Genomic DNA, 19305 nt, shown 5'->3' on the forward strand with positions numbered 1-19305 from the left:
CGATGCGACGCGGTTTAAAACAGCAGCATGGGGCCGCACCAAGGCCGTCCCGTTCTTCATCTCCCAGGAGACATTCATGCAGGAACTTGGAACGGGCGAAGCCGTCGCCCGGGCGAAGGCCATCTATGACTATGGCCAGACGGCCATCTTCGCATCTCAGGCCGATCCCCGCCTCCATATGGTGCTTTATGTGCCACCGACGGCGGCAGACGGCCGCAAGCTCGACCTCCTGGTCGCGGTCCACGGCACCGGACGCACGTCGGCCATCGACTTCCGCGACGGTTTTGCCGAATTCGGGCTCTATAACGACTGTGCCATCCTTTGCCCGATATTCCCGGTCGGCGTTCACGGCGACGGTGCGCGTTCCGGCTACAAGTTCCTTGAGGAAGGCGACATTCGCTACGATCAGGTCGTCCTCGCGATGGTCGCGGAGATGGCCGACAAATACCGCCAGGACTGGTCCAAATTCGCCATGTTCGGCTTCTCCGGCGGCGGGCATTTCGTGCACCGTTTCGCCATCCTGCATCCGGAAAGGCTCTGGGCGGCATCGATCGGCGCACCTGGTTCCGTCACTCTTCTGGATCCGACGCGTGACTGGTGGGTCGGCATTCGGGATCTGGAGGCGCGCTTCGGCAAGTCCTTCCGGCCCGAAGATCTTGCTAAGGTGCCGGTGCATATGATCGTCGGCGATGCCGATCTGGAGACGTGGGAAATCACCCATAAGCCGGGCGGCAAATACTACATGGATGGCGCCAACGACGCCGGCAAAACGCGGCCGGAGCGCCTCGCCGCCCTGGCGGGCTCATTCCGCGAAGCGGGTGTCGATGTGACGTTCGATCGTGTTCCAGGCGTCTCTCACGACCGGATGAAAGTTCTCGGCCACGTCAAGGCCTTCCTGGCAAAGGTGCTAGAGGGGCGGCGCGCGAAATGAGAAATGCAACGATCGTAGCGCCTCAGCCGGAGGCAGTCGAAGCCGGTGCGGAAGTTCTCGAACGCGGCGGCAATGCCATCGACGCAGCACTCGCCTGTGCCTTCGTCCAAGGTGTGGTCGACCCGCAGATGGCCGGCATCGGCGGCTTCGGCTCCATGCATGTCTACATGCCGAAAAAGGGCGTGCACGAGATCCTCGAATTTTATGCGCGGGCGCCGTTGAAGGCTGCGCCGGACATGTGGCTCGACAAGATCAAGCACCAGAGCCGCGACGGTTTCGGCTATGTGCTTGAAGGCAATATTTCCGATATCGGCTATCTTGCCGTCTGCACCCCCGGCTCGCTCAAGGGCTATGAGACCGCGCTGCGCGACTACGGCACCTTCGATTGGGCCGATCTCATCAAGCCGGCCATCCGCCTTGCCCGTAACGGTTTCATGATCCGAAACCACATGCACTGGTATTGGGCCAAGGACCAGTCGAATGACGGTTTTGCCAACACGCTCGACAAGCTGCGCTTTTCTGCAACGGGCCGGAGAACCTATTTCCACGACGACGGTACGCTCAAGAACGTCGGCGACCTCCTCGTCAACAAGGACATGGCAGAGACCCTCGAACGCATCGCGCGAAGCGGTGGCTCGGACATCTTCTATCACGGCGAACTGGCCGAACAGATCGCCGGCGATTTCAAGGCAAATGGCGGCTTGATCGATCGGGAGGATCTGGCGCGTTACGAATTGTCGAAGGTAGAACCGGTTTGGGGCGACTACCGCGACAACCGCATCGCCACTTCGCCTCCGCCAGGCTCGGGCTTTCCGATGCTGGAACTCCTCCATATCATGGAGCAGTTCGACGTCGGCTCGCTGCAGCATGGCAGCGCCGAACATGTCCGCATCCTGTTCGAGGCCATGAAGCGGATGACGATCGACAAGGACGCGCATATGGGCGATCCCGCCTATGTCGACGTGCCCTATGAAAAGCTGCTGTCGAAAGAGCATGCAAAGGCGCATGCTGGCGCGATCAAGGCAGGTGAGATCGCCAGCGTATCGCGCCTTGATGGATCGCAGCGCGACACCACGCATATCTCGGTGATCGACAAGGACGGCAATGCCGTCGCGATGACCCACACCCTCGGCAGTCCCTCGGGCGCGATCACCGACGGCCTCGGCTTCATGTACAATGGCACGATGAGCCGCTTTAACCCGGTTCCCGGTAAGCCCGGCTCCATCGCGCCCGGCAAGCGGCGTCCAAGTTCGGCTGCGCCGACGATCGTCTTCAAGGACGGCGAGCCCAGCATCGTCATCGGAGCGCCAGGCGGCAGCTATATCGCGCCCGCGGTTGCGCAATGCCTGATGAACATGATCGATTTCGACATGTCCGTGCTCGAAGCCGTCTCGGCGCCGAGGATCGTAGGGGTGTCAAACACGATCGACATCTGCAATCGCATTCGACACTCTGTCGAAGACGAGCTTCGGGCGCAAGGCTATCAGGTGGCGCGGTCGCCGCAGACATATGCGTTCGCCGCAGTCCACGCGATCAAGATTGACGGCGGCATCTCGAAAGGCGCGGCCGATCCGCAGCGCGACGGGATGGCCATCTCCGTCGCCTAGATTCAAAGTGTTACAGCGTCCTTTGCGGTTCTCGAAAAGACGCGCGGCGCTGTAGGGAGAGGTTCAATGGTCACATCCATTATCAGGCGGTTGATACAGGCGCTCTTCGTCATTGTCGCGATGACGATCATTGTCTTCATCGGCGTCAATGTGATCGGCAACCCGGTCGACATCCTCATCAACCCGGACGCCAATCAGGCGGAGCGGGCACTCGTCATCGCGCATTACGGTCTGGATCAGCCGCTGTGGAAACAGTATCTGCTGTTTCTCCAAGGACTTCTGCACGGGGATTTCGGCAACAGCTTCGTTTATGGGCGGCCGGCGCTGGGTCTGATCCTCGAACGTCTCCCAGCGACGCTCGAACTGGCGATCACGGCTCTCGGCATCGCGCTGCTGTTCGGCTTGCCGCTTGGGCTGTATGCAGGGCTCTACCCCAATCGGATTTCCTCCAAGCTCATCATGAGCGGCTCGATTCTGGGCTTCTCGCTTCCGACCTTCTGGGTCGGTCTCATGCTGATCATGGTGTTTTCCGTCGAGCTCGGCTGGTTGCCGACGAATGGCCGCGGCCCGACGCAGGAGCTGCTCGGCGCACAATGGTCGTTTCTGACCGCAGACGGCATCCGGCACCTCTTATTGCCGGCCTTCAACCTCGCTCTGTTCAAGACGTCGCTCATTCTTCGGCTGACCCGTGCCGGCGTGCAGGAGGTCCTTCCCCAGGACTATGTGAAGTTTGCCCGCGCCAAGGGATTGCGAGAGCGGCGGATCATTTCCGTGCACGTTCTCAAGAACCTGATGATCCCGGTGGTGACGATTATCGGTCTCGAGTTCGGCTCACTCATCGCCTTTTCGGTCGTCACCGAAAGCATCTTTGCGTGGCCGGGCATGGGCAAGCTCATCATCGACTCGATCAACCTTCTCGATCGCCCCGTCATCGTCGCCTACCTGATGATGATGGTGCTGCTCTTCGTCGTCCTCAACTTCATCATCGACATCTGTTATACCCTTCTGGATCCGCGGGTCCGGCTGGAAGGAAAGGCTTGACCCCATGGCCGAACCACACACGCAAGACACAAGCGCTCCAACGCCCGAACCCAGTCGTCTGTCGAAAGGGATCGCGGATTTCTTCAGCTCTCCGGCAGCTGCGATCGCCTTCCTCACGCTGGTGATCATCTGTTGCCTGGCGCTGTTTGCGCCATGGATCTCTCCGCAAAATCCCTATGATTTGATGCAGCTCGACATCATGGATGGACGACTGCCGCCGGGGTCCGAATCCATGACCGGGCTCGTCTATCACCTCGGTACCGACAGCCAGGGCCGCGATATCCTGTCCGGCATCCTCTATGGCCTGCGCACCTCTTTGCTGGTGGGTGTTCTGTCGGCTTTCGCCGCTGCCATCATCGGAACCTCAGCCGGCTTGTTCGCCGCTTACATGGGAGGGCGCACGGAAACCGCGATGATGCGGCTCGTCGACCTGCAGCTGTCGTTTCCCACAATATTGATGGCGCTCATGATGCTCGCCGTGCTCGGCAAGGGTGTGCCCAATGTCGTGATCGCACTGATCATCGCCGAGTGGGCGACCTATGCCCGCACGGTCCGCGGCACCGCTCTGGTCGAGCGCGAGAAGGAATATATCGAGGCGGCCCGGATGCTGCGCCTGCCCGGATGGCGCATCCTCTTCAGGCACCTGCTGCCGAACTGTCTTGCGCCGGTCATCGTCATCGCCACCATGCAGATAGCGAGGGCAATCGGCCTCGAAGCAACCTTGTCCTTCCTCGGTCTCGGTGCATCTGTGACCGAACCCTCGCTCGGCATGCTGATCTCGACGGGCTACCAGTATCTTCTGACGGGCCTCTACTGGATCAGCTTCTTTCCCGGCATTGCCCTTCTGGTCACGATCGCGGCGATCAATCTCGTCGGTGACCGGCTGCGCGATGTGCTCAACCCGAGGAACATGTCATGACCCCGTTGCTGCAAGTGAGCAATCTTGTCACCGAATTCGGCGGCGGTAGGGGACGCCCCAGCCTTTGCGCCGTCAATGATGTGTCGTTCACGGTGGAGCGCGGCAAGGTCCTTGGTCTTGTGGGAGAATCCGGATCCGGAAAGTCGGTGACCGGCTTCTCGATCATGCGGCTCCTCGATAAACCCGGCCGGGTTGCCGGCGGCCGGATCATCTTCGACGGCGCCGACATCGCGAAATATTCGGACGAAGAGATGCGGCAGCTGCGCGGCAAGCGGATCGCCATGGTATTCCAGGATCCGACGATGACGCTCAACCCGGTCCTGACGGTCGGGACGCAGATGGTGGAAGCCGTTCAGGCACACGAGCGAGTCCCGAAGGATACCGCCCGGCAGCGGGCGCGTGATGCTTTAGCGCTGGTTGGAATACCAAGCCCTGAAGAGAGGCTTGCCGCCTATCCGCATCAATTTTCCGGCGGAATGCGCCAGCGCGTGGCGATTGCCATCGCGCTTCTTCACAAACCGGACCTCATCATCGCCGATGAACCGACAACGGCGCTTGATGTGACGATCCAGAGCCAGATCATTTCCGAATTCCAGAAACTCACCGAAGAGGGAAATACGGCAGTGATCTGGATCACCCACGATCTGGCGATCGTCTCAAGATTGGCCGACGAGATCGCCGTCATGTATGCCGGCCGCCTCGTCGAGACCGGACCGGTGGGCAAGGTTCTGACTGATCCTCACCATCCCTACACTGCCGGTCTGATCGCGTCGGTGCCATCGCAAAACAGACGCGGAGAACCCCTTCACCAGATCCGCGGCATGACACCGGCCATCAACCGCCTCCCACAGGGATGTAGTTTTCGTACGCGTTGTGATCGGGCAACCGACGGCTGCCTGGTCATGCCAGAGCTCATGCCGGAAGGCGATCGCTCCTTCCGCTGCATTCATCCCGTAACGAAAGAATTAGCATGATGACCGCGACCGCCGCGCCCCTGATCGAAGTGAGGAACGTGTCGCAGCGCTTCGGAGCCAAGCCCGATTTGGCCGCCAAGATCGCGCTCAAGCTCAAGCTGGCCAGACCCGCGCCTGTCGTTCACGCGCTTGACAACGTCAGCCTCAGCATTCGGCCCGGAGAGGTTGTCGGCCTTGTCGGTGAAAGCGGCTGCGGGAAGTCGACGCTCGGCCGCGCCATTGCAGGGATCACCTCGCCGAGCCAGGGTCACATTCTCTGGAAGGGGATGGATCGAAGCGCTATGTCGAAAGGCGAGCAGCATCAGTTTGGTCTCGCCAGCCAGATGATTTTCCAGAACCCGATGGCGGCTCTCAATCCGCGCATGACCGTCGAGGAGCTTATCTGGGAGGCGCCTCGAACGCATGGGCTTGCCCGCTCGGCGGAACGCGACGCCTATGTTGACAGATACTTAATGCTGGCCGGTTTCGACCCGGCCATGAAAAAGCGATACCCGCACCAGTTTTCCGGTGGCCAGCGGCAGCGCGTCAATATTGCGCGCGCGCTCGCCGTGCAGCCGAAATTCCTCGTCTGTGACGAAAGCGTCGCGGCGCTCGACGTTTCTATCCAGGCTCAGGTCATCAACCTGTTCATGGAACTTCGTGACAAGCTTGACCTGACCTACTTGTTCGTCAGTCATGATCTCGGCGTTGTGGAACATATTTCCGACCGCGTTGCGATCATGTATCTCGGCCGCATCGTCGAAGAGGCGCCCGTCGAGGAGGTTTTCAGGCGGCCCAATCATCCGTACACGAAAGCGCTCTTGGCCGAGGTGCCGCGTATCGAACCCGGCAAGCGACAGTTCAAACCCGTCGATGGCGAACTCCCCAGCCCGATAAACCCGCCGAAAGGCTGTCACTTTCATCCGAGATGCCCGTTCGCGATGGACCGCTGCCATATGGAAGTGCCGGTGAAAAGGGAAATTGCACCGGGGCATTTGTCGGCTTGCCATCTCAATGATGAATGATCTCAAACGACAGGATCCTGATTGCTTCAGGCCTAAAATCATCCTCCTCTAATGTGCATGAGCTCCCGCCCGGTCGGGAAACTTTTTTCAACCCGGCTCCCGCTGCAGCGGTGTCCGCCAGGGACGCATCGCCGAGCGAGATGACGCCGGTAAGGCGTTTGTCACGATTGACGACGGGAAGGCGGCGGACCTGGACCTGCCCCATATTGCGGGTCACGTCGTCGACATCTTCGTCTTCGAAACAATATTTGACATCGCGTGACATGACTTCGCGCACCTTTGCATCGCCCCCGAGTCCATCGGCAAGCCCACGCACGACGAGATCGCGATCCGTGATCGTTCCGACGAGCCGGTCGTTGTCGCCGACCGGCAGGAAGCCGATCTGCCTGTCGGCCATGCATCTCGCGATTTCGGCTATCGTCTGATCAGGGTTGGCGATTTCTACATCGCGAGACATGATCTCTGACACTTTCATGGTCTTTCCTCCTGCCTTTTACGGTTAGTGGACGTCGAATGTTCCGGTGAGAGTCGCTTCCGAAACGACGTGGTTGCGGCTCCTGCCACCCTCTCGATGGGGACTGAGTGTCGCTATCCGGATCCGGCCAGAGCGCCTGGACTTCTGCCGGCAGTCCGTGGCGCACTTTCCGCACCTCGCCCGGGCGTCGATGAACGCTCGTCGTTCACCGCAGACTAGCTGCCGATCAGGTCCCTGCTCGGCCATCAGATCGTCGTGCCGCATATTTGTAGTTTGCAGCGTCTTATCGAAGACGGCGACACCCGGAGCGCTCATGGCTCCACCCCCATGATGATGGTTCTATGAAACCGGTCAGGGAGACGAAAGTTCCGGAAGCCATCGGTAAATGCTCCGGTCGCATCGTCAGGAATCCGACGTGCCCTCCTCCTCCACGAATATCCCCCAAGCGGCGATGAAGAGAGCGGCGATCAGCGGCCCGATCACGAAACCATTGATGCCTAGTAGAGAAATGCCGCCAATGGTGGAAATGAGGACAACATAGTCGGGAAGCTTGGTCTCTCTGCCGACCAGGGACGGCCGCAGCAGATTATCGACAAGACCGATGACGAGGGCGCCTACCGCAACCAGCACAATCGCCTTCACCCAAAAGCCGGCCAGAGCCAGGTAAATGGCCGTGGGGACCCAGATCAATGCGGCGCCGACCGCAGGCAGCAGCGACAGGAAACTCATCAGGACGCCCCACAGAAGGGCTGGCTCGACGCCAAGGGCCCAGAAGGCGATTCCGCCGATCGAACCCTGGATGATGGCGATGATAATATTGCCTCGCACGGTCGCGTGAACGACCGAAGTGAATTTGGAGGTGAAGCGAAGTGTATGGGCATCGCTGAGAGGCAGCGCTCTTCTGATGGCGCGGGCAAGGGCGCGCCCATCCCGGAACATGAAGAATAGGAGATAGAGCATCACGCCGAAGGTGACGAAGAACCGCACGGTGTTCTGACCGAGGCTCAAGGCGCGTCCGGCAAAAAAACCGCCGCCCTGCATCAATGCCGAGTAAACGCGGTCCTGAAACGTATCGACGCCGTTCAGCTCGATGCTCCGGAGCCAGTCGCGGAGGAACAAGGGCAATGCTTCCTGCAGATTATGAATAAAGCTCCGGACGTCGATCTCGCCGGTGTCCATACGTTGGTAGAGATGGTTGCCCTGCTGGACGAGTGAACTGAGGACGATCAGCCCGGGAATGATAACGACGCAGAGGCAGATCAACACAGACAGCGCTGCAGCGAGGTTTCCCCGCCCACCCAGCCGCGCCTCGATACGGGCGTGAAGCGGGAAGAAGATGATAGCGAGGACGACTGCCCAGAATATCGCCGAATAGAACGGTAGCACGACGGCGACGAACGCAATAGTCACGAGGACCAGAAGCACATAGAAACTGACACGCTGAAGGAGCATTCGATCTTTCCGCTTCGAGACCGCGATGATGGTAGCACAGATAAGGCGGCAGCGCTGAGCCGCCCGTCCATCCTACTCTAGCGGCTCAATGCCGTAGGCGCCGTCCCGACGGGAACTTCTTCTTCCGATTTAGTTATGCGCCTCATGTTAGTGAAGTCTGTCCAGCCGACGTTCGGAATAACAATTCACGTCGCAGATCAGGACGTTCACATCCTTGGCGGTGGCAACTCACATGGCATTCCAGTCGTCCTCCTGCATGGCTGCGGCAGTCTTGCGCAGGAAATTTTGCTTCCCTTCGACAACAGCGATATCCGGATCATTGCTCCCGACCGGCCCGGCTATGGACTGAGCACGCCGGCTGCACCGGCTGAGCGTGGACCTGAGGGACAGCCCTTCTGGCTTGAACGCCTTCTCACGTCTCTTGACCTGTCGGAGGTGAGGATCGTTGCGCACTCGATCGGCAGCGCAGCGGCGTTACACCTTGCTGCAAGAAGACCAGAAGTGTCGGGCATTTGCCCCATCATGTGGTCCCAGGCGTTGCGCGAGAGATGCTTTGTGATCTTGTGGAGGCATTCGCACAAGAAAAGGAACTGCCGCGTGTGAAGAGCATCGGCTCGCAGGCGGTTGCGGAAAGAGTACATGCCGATTTCAAAGGTGATGAATGCCCGGCCCTTTAACTCGAAGCGCCGCGGCATTCCAGAGTAACAATGGGGCAATACCAGACACAGGAGGCCCGTGAACCGATCTCCGCCTTTAGGGAGGATATGATTTTTCTGTTGTGGCAAATGAAAAATCTGATTTACTGACACTTCGCTGCTTGGCTTTAAGGGGGATATTGCCGATGCCGTGGACACGCAGAAATATTGTGCTTGGTGGATTGGCGTTACTTGGCGCCGGTGCGGTCCAGAAACCGGCATTCGCCGCCGCATCTTCCAATTTTGCCGGCACCGCCGTCGACAATGGCGTGACGTTCCAAAAGACCAACTTCGCCAAGATCGACAAGAAGTGGCACCGCCAGGTTGTCAAATATTTCAGCAGCGAGCCGATCGGCACCGTCGTCGTCGATACAAGGCACCATTTTCTCTACGTGATCATGGAGAACAAGACGGCCATCCGCTATGGCGTCGGCGTCGGCCGCGAGGGCTTCAAATGGTTTGGCCGCGCCACGATCGACGCTAAATCGCTTTGGCCGCGCTGGACGCCGCCGCCGGAGATGCGCAAGCGCCATCCTGAACTGCCCGAATTCGTGGCCGGAGGTTCACCGAAAAATCCACTTGGTCCCCGCGCCATGTATCTGCATCGCGACGGCGTCGACACCGGTTATCGCTTCCACGGCACGCTTGAGCCGTGGAGCATCGGCAAGGATGCCTCCAGCGGCTGTATCCGCATGTTCAACGAAGACGCCATCGATCTTTACCAGCGTTGCCCCATCGGCACCGCGGTGCAGGTTCTGCCGCACATTGCCGACCAGGCTGAACGTGCCGCGCAGGTCAGCCAAATAACTCCGGTCGAATGAGGAATATCCGCTGATGTTTGCTCCGACCGGATACATGAGGCAGCTTATGGCCGCGGCCATGCTCCTGGCGCTTACCGCCTGCACCACAACCAAGGTCGCGTCTCTGGAAGAACCCGCTGCGGCGCCGATGACCGGCCAGACCAACGATCCGGCGCCCGGTTTCGAAACCGTCGCGGCTGGCAGTGAAGAGGATTTCATCCTCAATGTCGGCCGAAGGATCTACTTCAAGCAGGACTCCGCCACGCTCGATTCCGTCGCCATGGCAACATTGGACAACCAGGCCATCTGGCTAAACAAGAACCCGACTTGGCTGCTCAAGCTGCAGGGATTTGCCGACGATTCCGGTTCCGCATCCCAAATGGAGACGCTGTCGCAGAAGCGCGCCGATGCGGCGATGGCCTATCTCGTCTCGAAGGGCGTGGACGCCAGTCGCATGTGGGCCAAGGGCTACGGCAACGACCGCGAAGTGCGCGACTGCACGGAGCGCTCCTGCAAGGTGCAGAACCGGCGCGTCGTCACCAATCTCCGCTCTCAGCCCGACGCGGCCTGATCCAGCTCGAACCAACGCTTGGTGCAGACGCGCCAAGCGCGATCGGCCGGGCTCAGCTCGAATACGATATGGATCTCGCCAGCCTGCCTTTAATTCGAAGATGGCAGTACATATTCGAGTGGTGACGGCAGATCGATGATGAACCTGATATCCGCGGCATTCGCAGCCACCACCAGTTGGTAGTCGCCTGCTTCTGCGCGGAAAGCGCCGGCCCCGACGTCGTAATAGGCGAGGTCGCGCGGCAGGATCCTCATTTCGGCCGTTCCTGTCTCACCGGGCAACAGCGAAAGCTTTGCGAAGGCGCGCAGTTCCTTGTCCGGCCGTTCTACCTTTGACCTCGGCGAACGCACATAAAGCTGGACAAGTTCCGATCCGGCCCGATCGCCGATATTGGTCAGATCGACGCTGACGGTCACGCCTTCGGCACCCATTTCGCTGGCTGAAAGCCGCGGTTCGCTCCAGTTGAAGCGCGTATAGCCAAGGCCGAAACCGAAAGGGAAGAGCGGTTCGACAGCACGCGTATCGTGATGACGATAGCCGACGAAGACGCCTTCGGCATAGCGCACATGCCCATCCTTACCCGGATAGACGGCCGGATCACCTGTGATGGCGGAATTGTCGGCAAGCGTCCTCGGGAATGTCTGCGGCAGACGTCCGCCGGGCTCGACATCGCCGAACAGGACATCCGCGACGGCATTGCCCAGCTCCTGCCCGGGGTACCAGATCTGCAGCACGGCGCGAACCTTGCCGAGCCACGGCATTTCCACTGGACCGCCGGTCTGCAGCACGACCACGGTGTTGGCGTTGGCGGCCGCAACCCGCTCGATCAGCTCTTCCTGCCGCCCCGGAAGCCGCATGTCGGGCAGGTCCAAGCCCTCGGTATCCCATTCGCCGTCGCGGCCGACGAAGAGAAGCGCCACATCGGCATTCAGCGCCGTCTCGACGGCACCCACGATATCGGCCTCGCCCAAGGGCTTTTCGACGCCGAACCGAATGGCCGTGAGGTTGATCCCCTCTCCGTTCGCCACCGGCGGGTCATATTCGACGGTGACGGCATGGGCTTTGCCCGCATCGAGCGCTACCGTGCCGCGCTGTTCGTCATTGGCCGTGCCGAAATAGTTTTCGCCGCGTGCCCAGCCGTCATGGCCGTCAACCGTCAGGCTGCCATCGACGAAGAGCCGCGCCAGTCCGGCATTGGTCATGCCGAAGACATGATCGCCGCTCTCCTCCGGCACGAATTGCATCGTCATCCGTGCCGAGAAATCGGTGGGGTCGAGCTCGGCCGCCGGCAGTTCGAACCAAAAGAACTCACCCTTGTCGACGGTCTCGACATGAAGCGGAGTGCCCCGGCAGCCGCGTCCCTTGAAATATTCGACGGTGATCTTTCCCTTGGCCACCTCGATCAGACGGTTATGGCGGCAGCCGACGGCGTGGCTGACGCTATTGGCATTGGAAAGGGCGGCTCGAATCCCTTCGAGCGGACTGACCACGTAATGCGCCGCGATCTGCGCGCTGCCACCGCCCATGACGCGCGCGCTCGCGGCGTTGGGTCCGATGACGGCGATCCGGTCGAGCGACGTCTTGGCAAGCGGCAGTATGCCGTCGTTCTTCAAAAGGACTGCGCCCTCTGCGCCGAGACGCCGGATCAGCGCCCGGTCTTCCGGCAGGTCGACCGCCTGCTCCGTAAGGTCGGGCTTCTTCTCGAACGCGCCGACCCGCTCGAGTAGAAGCAGGATCCGCTGCGCCGCCGCCCGCACGGTGGCGGCTTCGACCCTGCCCTCGCGCACGGCCGCAACCAGCTTCTCGCCGCGATCGCGCGCCGGGCCGGGCATCTCGAGATCAAGCCCGGCATTGATCGTCTCGGCCGTCGAATGCGAACCGAACCAGTCGGACATGACGATACCGTCGAATCCCCATTCCTGGCGCAGCACCTTGGTCAGCAGCCACTCATGCTCGCTGGTATAGGTGCCGTTGAGGCGGTTATAGGAGGACATGACGGCCATCACACCGGCGCGTTTGACAGCCTGTTCGAAGGGCGGAAAGTAGATTTCGCGCAGCGTCCGCTCGTCGATATCGGAAGACATGGTCTGCCGCTCTATCTCGGATTCATTGCCGGCGAAGTGCTTGATCGTCGCTGCGATCCCCTGGCTCTGCACGCCTTTGATATAGGCGACGGCGAGTTCCGCGGTCAGCATCGGATCCTCGGAATAACATTCGAAATTTCGCCCGTTGAGGCCGGAACGATGGATGTTCACCGTAGGCGCGAGCAGTACGGCGGCACCCTTGCTCTTCGCCTGGTGGGCAAGCGCCACACCCATGCGCTCGACCAGATCGGGATTCCAGGTGGCGCCGAGCGCGATGGCAGTGGGAAAACAGGTCGCCTTGACGCCGCCGACCAGCGAACCGGCGCCGCGGGCGCCATTCGGTCCGTCCGTCACCTTGATCTTCGGCACATCAAGACGCTCGACGGGAACCGTCGTCCAGAAATCGGCGCCGGACAACAGGGAGACCTGCTCCTCGAGCGTCATCTTGTCGAGAATGGAATCGATCATGCAAACCTCCCCTTCAATGGAATTCGGTTGCCGTGAAGTATTGCCGGAGCAAGCGCGGTGCTAACCCATCGGCGGCAAACGCGCACTTCTCAGCAGGTAAGGTAGTTCTTAAACCTACCGATTACTCGGTATTTGTAAGATGTCAACTGGCGAAGCCTGATGTATGGATAAAGAGCGCCGGAGAAACCGACGGGAGAGGCGATGGCAGAGTTTTCCGAATCGAATACCGGACAGGACGAAAAGCGACGACGCAGATCCCGCAAGGGCGAAGCGCGCCGCGCGGAGATCCTGACTGCTGCGATGCGGCGCTTCGCCGAAGACGGCTACCAGAATGCCGCCATCGCGGATGTTGCCCGCGACGTCGGCCTGTCGCTGCCCGGCCTGCTGCACCATTTCCCGACCAAGGTCGATCTCCTGCTCGCCATTCTGGATAAGCGCGATCGCGAAAGCGAAAGCTTCATCGGGCCCCATCGTTCCGATCTCCGCGGCCTGCTCAAGGGCATGGTCGAGGTCTTCCGCCGCAACGCCGATATGGTCGAGGTCATCAGGGCCTTCGCCATCCTGAATGCCGAGAGCCTGATGAAGGATCACCCGGCCAAAGGATGGTTTCTCGATCGCGCCACCCAACTGCAGAATGACATCGCCGCGACCTTCGAAGAGGCCGTCGCCGATGGCTCGATCGACGGCAAGATTGACGGCAGGGCAATGGCGGCCGAACTGATCGCGGTGATGGACGGCCTTCAGATGCTCTGGCTGCGCGATCCCACCCGCTTCGACATGGTCGGCGGGTTGGAAGCCTATATCAGCCGGCTGTTGGCGAGCCTTGGTCCGCAAGGCTGAGCCTTGGCTTACGGCTCTACTCGCGGGCGGTCCAGGATGATGCCTTATCGGAAACCGGCCTCCCATCAAAGCGCGCTAACCAGACCATAATGCGGCTTACAGCTTCGTGATACCTCTGCCCGACAAGCAGACCGGTATGTGTCGTGCCCCAGAGACCTAGATACTCGCTGCCGATGTGACGCGCTGTCGCCCGGCCGCGATGTTCATCGGATTCGTCGTTGATGGCGCAGATGACGAGGCTGGGACAGGCGATCATCTCGCCTTTGATGGAAATCCCCTCGGACCCGAAATGAAAGGAAAATGCGCTGAATGCCTTCGCAGATTCCATGGACAGGTACTTCCGCTGGAATTCGATATCCTCGAATGTTTCATCCACACTGATCTGCTCGTCGCGTGCTGGAGCAGGCACGACGAGGCCGGGCATTCGCAACGCGAGATCGCGATAGGGGGCCTCCGCATGCACTTCCCTGCAAATGCTGGAATCGATCAAGACCAGCCCGGCTATCTGCACACTTTCCGCCAGTTTCTGGCTCAGGATTCCGCCCATGCTGAATCCGATCACGATGGGAGGAGTTCCACATTCTTCGACGATTTCGGAGATCACCAGCCGGATGTCTTCCAGGTAATCTTCAAACAGGATTTTTGTGAAATCCACCGACCTGCTTTTGTAGTGGCCTCGCAGATTGACGCAATAAGACTTCCATCCAGCCGACATGAAATGAGGAATGTATTTGCTCCACATCCAACTCCCGGTAAAGGCGCCATGGACGAAGAGCAAAGGCGGCCGAACGGACTGCCTCGAAGCGCGGTACGCATGAAATATTTCCAGAAATAGGTCATTCTCTCCGACGTATTTTTCCGTGTGTTCGGGTCGTTCTTTTGCATAGTCCCGCATGCGTTCACTCCTTTGATATTGCCAGACGCCGTCCGAATAGGCGGCAATCGAGATCACCCGACCGCTGCGGCTGCAGGCGAAGGATTAGGCCTCGAAAAGCGCCTAGCATCGTGAGACAGAGGATATTTCCTACGCAATATTGATCAATGGTGGCCTGTGGACGTACATAAAGGACAAGATATCTCTAATCGGGTGTTATTGTGGACAGTCTCGCAAGCGTTGTCGCCTTCGTCCACGCCGTCGAACAGCAGAGCTACGTCGCAGCCGCCAGGGTTGGCGGAGTTTCGCCGTCTGCGATCGGAAAGGCAGTGGCGCGTCTCGAAAGCCGGCTGGGCGTGCGGCTCTTCAATCGGACAACGCGCAGTATCAGCCTGACTGAGGAAGGAGCGGTCCTCTACGAGCGCTACAAACGCATCATCGACGACATGGATGACGCAGAGGCCACAATCTCACGAAGCCGGGAACGTCCAAGGGGACGCCTTCGCGTCAGCGTACCGCATATCGTCGGGCATCACCTTCTCATGCCGCTTCTGCCCATTTTTGCCGAGCAATTTCCGGAGATCGAACTGGACATCGATTTCGAAGACAAGGTCACAGACCTGGTCGCAGAGGGCCTGGATGTCGTCGTTCGGAGTGGTGAGCTTGCCGATGCTCGATTGATCGCCCGCCATCTTGGCGACCAGCATTTCGTCGTTTGCGGAAGTCCCGATTATTTCAAGCGCCATGGGCAACCGCAGACGCCTGATGACCTCTCCCAACATGCTTGCATTCACTTCAAATACCCATCCAGCGGCCGGCTCGCGCCGTGGGCATTCCGCTCACCATACGATCGGCTAATTTTGCCAAGAAGCCTTACATTCAACAATACGGACGCAGGGCTGCGGGCAGCACGGGACGCTTTGGGGCTCGCGCATCTGCCTGTCTACGTCGCAGAACCCCATATGCGAACCGGAAGTTTGGTCCCCGTCCTGACCTCCTTCATGGTGCCGTACGGCTCGCTCTCGCTCGTCTGGGCGTCCAATCGTCAGCTTTCACCAAAAGTCCGCGCTTTCGTGGATTTTGTAGTTGCGAACTTTGCCGCCCGACCCGACGCTTTTCGACCGCTGGATGCGGCTGGCGGCTCATCCAATTCTGGGGGATAGCGGCCGCTTTCAGAAGCGCCCGCCAGTTCTTCAAATCATGGCGCGACATGCTTGCCATAGGCCATTTGATTCCCGGCACGTATGGCGGTTAGGCGTCAGGCATATTTCAGCTTCCAGGTCCGGATTTCGAACGGCATGATGTCGGCAGGTCCCTTCCGCTCCATCGGCTCTTCGAGAATGTTCAGCGGTTGCGATGCTGCCCATCCGGAAGGTAGACCGAGGGAGAGGTTACCGCGCCGGCCAGCTGGTTCGTAAAGGCGCAGGATGAGACCATCGCCTTCTTCCGCCGGCTTCAGGCCTGAGAACGCGACAGGGATGCCGTTGACCACAAGCGGCGCGAAGGTGCCGGTGGAGAGGCCGCTGGCCTCAGCAGCGACGAGCGGTTGATTGAGATCGATCGCCTCGTCGAGGACGCCGCCTTCATGCCAGGTGCCTTCATGCGGCATCAGCGCATAGGTAAAGCTCTGCTCGCCTTCATCGGCCAGCGGATCCGGATAGATCGGACCGCGCACGAGGCTCATGCCGATCACATTGCCGCGGGCGCTATGACCGTATTTGGCATTGTTGAGCAGTGCGACCCCGAAGCCCGGCTCGGTGATATCGACGAAGCGGTGCGCGACGGCCTCGAACATCGCCTGTTCCCAGGACGTATTCGTGTGCGTTGCCCGCTCGACGATGCCGAAGGCGCATTCGAACGTTGCCTTCCGGGCCAATGCGGCGACCGGGTTCAGCGTGCGCAGAAGGGTGCGGCGGTCATGCCAGTCGATCGTCGTTTCGATGTCGAGGCGCCTGGCGTTGGCCGTCAGCACATAGGTCTGCGTGACGCTCGAATTCCGGTAGCGGTAGACGACGCGGATCGCCGCTCGGTGCGGCCCTTCTTCAACGAGCGTGATGCTTTCCGGGGCATCGAGGCGGACGGCCTTTTCGGCATAATCCGCATCGATGTCCCAGGCGTCCCAGTTGCGCGGCTTGTCGCCCGGATAGACCCAGAGCTGATTTGCCGAGCCGTCGACCGCTTCCCGGCCCGTGGCCTTATGGATGAGGCTCACGACCGCCCCGTCCTTGCCGATGGCGACCGAGAGGTGCTCGTTTTCGAGATGGCCGGGGCCGGCCTTCAGCCCACTCGCGGGCTTGAGCGTGCCCTTGTCGAAGACCGCGACGGACAGGGGGGCGACGACATCGGCGGCCGAGACGACCGTGCCGTCGGAGAGCGTTGCGCTGAGCGGTCTGGCCGCAAGAGACGGATTGACGACGACGAGGGCATCGCCAACCCCGCCCTTCGGCAGCTTGGCCGACAGCGCCTGCAATGCCCTCGCCTGCTCGATCTTGGCACGGTCGATGACGCCGCCCAGTTCCTGCTCCGCATCCTGATAGACTTCACGGATGCTCGAGCCCGGCAGAATGTCATGAAATTCGTTCTTCAGCACGACGCGCCAATCGGCTTCGAGGCTCTGGGGCTTGTCTGCTCCAAGCATGTGCCCAAGCGAAGCGATGGCTTCGGCGGTGATCAGCGCACGTTCGGCCTGGCGGTGCTTGCGCTTGACGCCGCTTTGCGACGTCAGCGTGGCGCGGTGCAGTTCGAGATAGATTTCGCCATCCCACACCGGAAGGCTCTTTTCCCCCGCGGTGCGGTGCGCCTGCTCGTAATAGCTTTTGACGGTGCCCCAGCGTGCCTGCGGGATCGCCGGGAAATCGCGCAACTGCACTTCGCGCTCCACCATCTCGGGCGTGACGCCGCCGCCGCCGTCGCCATAACCGACGGCCAGAAGCGAGGTATCGTGCTGCGTCTTGCCGCGGAAATTCTTCCACGTCGGCACGTAGCAATCGGGTTGCACGAAGCCGTTATAACCCTGCATCGGATTGTCGAACGTATGGGTCAGCACCTGGCTGCCGTCGAGGCCCTTCCACCAGAAGAGATCGGAGGGAATATGATTGGTCTCGCTCCAGTTGACCTTGATGGTGAAGAAACTGTCGATACCGCCCTGTCTCAGGATCTGCGGCAGCGCGCCTGAAAAGCCGAAGCAATCCGGCAGCCAGCAGACCGTATGGCGCGTGCCGAAGGTCTTCTCGAAATAGCGCTGGCCATAGAGAACCTGACGGGCGAGACTTTCGCCGGTCGGCATGTTCGTGTCGGGCTCGACCCACATGCCGCCGACGGTTTCCCACTTTCCTTCCGCGACCTTGTTCTTGATGCGCTCGAGAAGGTCCGGGTCTTCCTCTTCCATCTGCGCGTAATAATGGGCGGTCGATTGATTGAAGCGGAAATCGTCGGAGCGCTCCATCAGCGAGAGCGCCGTATTGAAGGTGCGCCGCATTTTCCGACGCGTCTCGCGATAGGGCCAAAGCCAGGCAAGATCGATATGCGCATGGCCCGTCAGCAGCAGTTCTCCGTTCGGCGGAAAGCGCTTCTGCAGCTCCTTCAGCCGCGCCGTCAGAGCCTCGAAGGCCGCGGCTGCCGAAGCGCTTTGCTCTTCCGTGAGGCCTGCCGGATTAGCTTCAAGCTCCGGCAGTTCCCAGATTTTCTGCTGCATGACGGCGCCGGATGTGCGGGAGATATAAGCCGCCGTATCCGACGGCCAATCGAGACTGCGCAGCGCATGCTCGGCGGCATCCATCAGATGCGGAACGACTTCATGTTCACCCAGCGCATCGATTGCCTCGGCAACCTGCTTCAACAGAAGGTGCAGGCGGTGAGCCGGGCCATCGAGCCAGATAAAGCGGGACTTGTTGAGCCGCGGAGCGCGATTGGGTTCGCCGAATGGAAAGCGGGCGACGGTTTCCGTTGCGATCGAAAAGCGGCGACCCCTCAGCGGGAATTCCTGATGATAGGGATCGAGGCCGAATGTTTCGGTCTCACCGCCGGGGTAGCTCAGCGTAATCAGGCTCTCGCCGCCGAGATCGAGCTGCAGGCGAATGTCTGCGAGAGGCCACGCCTCCGGCGCTTCAGCGGTCGCGGCAAAATGCACCACCCCCTGGCGGTGCGGCCAATCCTGCTGAAGCGCGATCGGCTCGCCCTCGAAAGTCCAGCCGTCGATCACAGCACTTTGTCGATCCCGCCAATGAGCCAACTCGGCAATGCGAACTTTGAGACGATCGAGGCGCTGGGCAATGGTCAGAGGCATGGCTTATCCTGTTGAAAATCGACGGCTGACAATTTTGTCGTCATGCTTTGGGGCCGGGGTCATGGTTTGGGGGAGATGAAGATGGCGCGACCGACATCGCGATTGCCCGGCCCCTCCTCCAAGCGGGCTTGCAGAGTCTTAGATTAAGTAACTTTGATTTGGCGTCAAGCCCGGAAGAAGTGAACCGCGCCTGCGAATAGATCAAGCCGATCAACTCGCCCTTTCTAGGACCCTTGTAGTGCGGCAAACGTGGCCACGGAGCTTAGGTCACATGGAATTCAGAAC

Annotated in this window: 16 protein-coding genes; 11 read left to right on the top strand and 5 right to left on the bottom strand. The window is 60.3% G+C overall.

Going from position 1 to position 19305, the window contains the following annotated elements; genetic code table 11:
• Positions 1-76 precede the first annotated feature (76 nt).
• From AC1D2N_RS23945 to AC1D2N_RS23970, 6 genes are all read left to right on the top strand, one after another.
• A complete protein-coding gene (locus AC1D2N_RS23945; protein ID WP_018516887.1) occupies positions 77-931 on the top strand; it encodes an alpha/beta hydrolase in 855 nt (284 codons plus the stop codon).
• The gene (gene ggt, locus AC1D2N_RS23950) at positions 928-2538 is read left to right on the top strand and encodes a gamma-glutamyltransferase (protein ID WP_018516888.1); all 1611 of its coding nucleotides are present in this window, start codon (positions 928-930) and stop codon (positions 2536-2538) included. The genes AC1D2N_RS23945 and ggt overlap by 4 nt, the downstream gene beginning before the upstream one ends.
• A 66-nt stretch (positions 2539-2604) precedes the next feature.
• The gene (locus AC1D2N_RS23955; RefSeq protein WP_018245511.1) at positions 2605-3579 is read left to right on the top strand and encodes an ABC transporter permease; all 975 of its coding nucleotides are present in this window, start codon (positions 2605-2607) and stop codon (positions 3577-3579) included.
• 4 nt (positions 3580-3583) lie between these two features.
• Positions 3584-4498, top strand: coding sequence for an ABC transporter permease (locus tag AC1D2N_RS23960; RefSeq protein WP_018245510.1), 915 nt, complete (start codon positions 3584-3586; stop codon positions 4496-4498).
• Positions 4495-5472, top strand: coding sequence for an ABC transporter ATP-binding protein (locus AC1D2N_RS23965; RefSeq protein ID WP_018516889.1), 978 nt, complete (start codon positions 4495-4497; stop codon positions 5470-5472). Before AC1D2N_RS23960 ends, AC1D2N_RS23965 begins: the two co-directional genes overlap by 4 nt.
• Positions 5472-6476 carry an ABC transporter ATP-binding protein gene (locus tag AC1D2N_RS23970; protein WP_026242339.1) on the top strand — a complete coding sequence of 335 codons (1005 nt, stop codon included), beginning with the start codon at positions 5472-5474 and terminating at the stop codon, positions 6474-6476. The genes AC1D2N_RS23965 and AC1D2N_RS23970 overlap by 1 nt, the downstream gene beginning before the upstream one ends.
• Here the strand turns inward: AC1D2N_RS23970 and AC1D2N_RS23975 are convergent.
• Both AC1D2N_RS23975 and AC1D2N_RS23980 read right to left on the bottom strand, forming a co-directional pair.
• Positions 6463-6951 carry a CBS domain-containing protein gene (locus tag AC1D2N_RS23975; RefSeq protein WP_018516891.1) on the bottom strand — a complete coding sequence of 163 codons (489 nt, stop codon included), beginning with the start codon at positions 6949-6951 and terminating at the stop codon, positions 6463-6465. The two genes, AC1D2N_RS23970 and AC1D2N_RS23975, sit on opposite strands and share 14 nt — an antisense overlap.
• 402 nt (positions 6952-7353) lie before the next feature.
• Positions 7354-8403 carry an AI-2E family transporter gene (locus tag AC1D2N_RS23980; protein ID WP_113543042.1) on the bottom strand — a complete coding sequence of 350 codons (1050 nt, stop codon included), beginning with the start codon at positions 8401-8403 and terminating at the stop codon, positions 7354-7356.
• Positions 8404-8547: 144 nt separating this feature from the next.
• Between AC1D2N_RS23980 and AC1D2N_RS23985 the strand changes: the two genes are divergently transcribed.
• The 3 genes from AC1D2N_RS23985 (at position 8548) to AC1D2N_RS23995 (ending at position 10469) form a co-directional block, all read left to right on the top strand.
• A complete protein-coding gene (locus AC1D2N_RS23985; RefSeq protein WP_245275429.1) occupies positions 8548-9006 on the top strand; it encodes an alpha/beta fold hydrolase in 459 nt (152 codons plus the stop codon).
• Positions 9007-9244: 238 nt separating this feature from the next.
• A complete protein-coding gene (locus AC1D2N_RS23990; RefSeq protein ID WP_026242340.1) occupies positions 9245-9919 on the top strand; it encodes a L,D-transpeptidase in 675 nt (224 codons plus the stop codon).
• A gap of 13 nt (positions 9920-9932) precedes the next feature.
• A complete protein-coding gene (locus AC1D2N_RS23995) occupies positions 9933-10469 on the top strand; it encodes an OmpA family protein (RefSeq protein WP_018516895.1) in 537 nt (178 codons plus the stop codon).
• Positions 10470-10558: 89 nt separating this feature from the next.
• On the opposite strand, the gene AC1D2N_RS24000 is transcribed toward AC1D2N_RS23995, so the two are convergent.
• Positions 10559-13021 (bottom strand): glycoside hydrolase family 3 C-terminal domain-containing protein, encoded by a 2463-nt coding sequence (locus AC1D2N_RS24000; protein WP_018516896.1) that lies wholly within the window; start codon positions 13019-13021, stop codon positions 10559-10561.
• A gap of 201 nt (positions 13022-13222) precedes the next feature.
• Here AC1D2N_RS24000 and AC1D2N_RS24005 point away from each other — a divergent pair, with 201 nt between their 5' ends.
• A complete protein-coding gene (locus tag AC1D2N_RS24005) occupies positions 13223-13861 on the top strand; it encodes a TetR/AcrR family transcriptional regulator (RefSeq protein ID WP_018516897.1) in 639 nt (212 codons plus the stop codon).
• A gap of 16 nt (positions 13862-13877) precedes the next feature.
• Here the strand turns inward: AC1D2N_RS24005 and AC1D2N_RS24010 are convergent, their stop codons facing one another.
• Positions 13878-14756 (bottom strand): alpha/beta hydrolase, encoded by an 879-nt coding sequence (locus AC1D2N_RS24010; RefSeq protein WP_032990309.1) that lies wholly within the window; start codon positions 14754-14756, stop codon positions 13878-13880.
• 200 nt (positions 14757-14956) lie between these two features.
• Here AC1D2N_RS24010 and AC1D2N_RS24015 point away from each other — a divergent pair, with 200 nt between their 5' ends.
• Positions 14957-15898, top strand: a complete 942-nt coding sequence (locus AC1D2N_RS24015; protein ID WP_018516899.1) for a LysR family transcriptional regulator — start codon at positions 14957-14959, stop codon at positions 15896-15898.
• A gap of 95 nt (positions 15899-15993) precedes the next feature.
• Here AC1D2N_RS24015 and AC1D2N_RS24020 read toward each other — a convergent pair whose 3' ends face one another.
• Positions 15994-19020, bottom strand: coding sequence for an alpha-mannosidase (locus AC1D2N_RS24020; RefSeq protein WP_018516900.1), 3027 nt, complete (start codon positions 19018-19020; stop codon positions 15994-15996).
• Positions 19021-19305: the final 285 nt, after the last annotated feature.

The organism is Rhizobium sp. P1_B8, assembly GCF_056406515.1.

Coding starts and splice junctions, on each gene's coding strand:
- AC1D2N_RS23945 (WP_018516887.1), top strand. CDS start 77: ATGCAGGAACTTGGAACGGGCGAAGCCGTCGCCCGGGCGAAGGCCATC.
- ggt (WP_018516888.1), top strand. CDS start 928: ATGAGAAATGCAACGATCGTAGCGCCTCAGCCGGAGGCAGTCGAAGCC.
- AC1D2N_RS23955 (WP_018245511.1), top strand. CDS start 2,605: ATGGTCACATCCATTATCAGGCGGTTGATACAGGCGCTCTTCGTCATT.
- AC1D2N_RS23960 (WP_018245510.1), top strand. CDS start 3,584: ATGGCCGAACCACACACGCAAGACACAAGCGCTCCAACGCCCGAACCC.
- AC1D2N_RS23965 (WP_018516889.1), top strand. CDS start 4,495: ATGACCCCGTTGCTGCAAGTGAGCAATCTTGTCACCGAATTCGGCGGC.
- AC1D2N_RS23970 (WP_026242339.1), top strand. CDS start 5,472: ATGACCGCGACCGCCGCGCCCCTGATCGAAGTGAGGAACGTGTCGCAG.
- AC1D2N_RS23975 (WP_018516891.1), bottom strand. CDS start 6,951: ATGAAAGTGTCAGAGATCATGTCTCGCGATGTAGAAATCGCCAACCCT.
- AC1D2N_RS23980 (WP_113543042.1), bottom strand. CDS start 8,403: ATGCTCCTTCAGCGTGTCAGTTTCTATGTGCTTCTGGTCCTCGTGACT.
- AC1D2N_RS23985 (WP_245275429.1), top strand. CDS start 8,548: ATGTTAGTGAAGTCTGTCCAGCCGACGTTCGGAATAACAATTCACGTC.
- AC1D2N_RS23990 (WP_026242340.1), top strand. CDS start 9,245: ATGCCGTGGACACGCAGAAATATTGTGCTTGGTGGATTGGCGTTACTT.
- AC1D2N_RS23995 (WP_018516895.1), top strand. CDS start 9,933: ATGTTTGCTCCGACCGGATACATGAGGCAGCTTATGGCCGCGGCCATG.
- AC1D2N_RS24000 (WP_018516896.1), bottom strand. CDS start 13,021: ATGATCGATTCCATTCTCGACAAGATGACGCTCGAGGAGCAGGTCTCC.
- AC1D2N_RS24005 (WP_018516897.1), top strand. CDS start 13,223: ATGGCAGAGTTTTCCGAATCGAATACCGGACAGGACGAAAAGCGACGA.
- AC1D2N_RS24010 (WP_032990309.1), bottom strand. CDS start 14,756: ATGCGGGACTATGCAAAAGAACGACCCGAACACACGGAAAAATACGTC.
- AC1D2N_RS24020 (WP_018516900.1), bottom strand. CDS start 19,020: ATGCCTCTGACCATTGCCCAGCGCCTCGATCGTCTCAAAGTTCGCATT.